Raw genomic sequence first — 274 nt, 5'->3', positions numbered from 1 at the left:
ATCTCCGTTGCCGCTGGCTGCCGTGCTTGGCTTCATGAACAGCACTGGGAGCGTCGGCTGCTCCTTTCCCGACTCGTCGGTGTGCTGCCGGTAATTGTACGCGACCCCAAATATGCGAGGCCGCTCTACCGGGCATAGTAGGCGGACGTCGTAAAGATAATCCATCTGCCCGGTTCGCTCGATTGCCTGGAAGGGATCGCCAATAATCCGCTCGATCCCGCCCTCGCTTTCGACCCCGTAGTGAATTCCATCGGCTGACTGGTAGCTGGCTCTT

General features: G+C 59.1%; 1 protein-coding gene. It reads right to left on the bottom strand.

Features of this window, described 5'->3' with window-relative positions; translation table 11 throughout:
* Nucleotides 1–274: fumarylacetoacetate hydrolase family protein (locus AF337_RS14930; RefSeq protein WP_152971088.1), on the bottom strand; the 274-nt coding region annotated here is incomplete at both ends.

Source organism: Rhizobium ecuadorense (assembly GCF_001187535.1).
GTDB lineage: Bacteria > Pseudomonadota > Alphaproteobacteria > Rhizobiales > Rhizobiaceae > Rhizobium > Rhizobium ecuadorense.
This window is presented reverse-complemented; position numbering and strand designations above follow the sequence as displayed.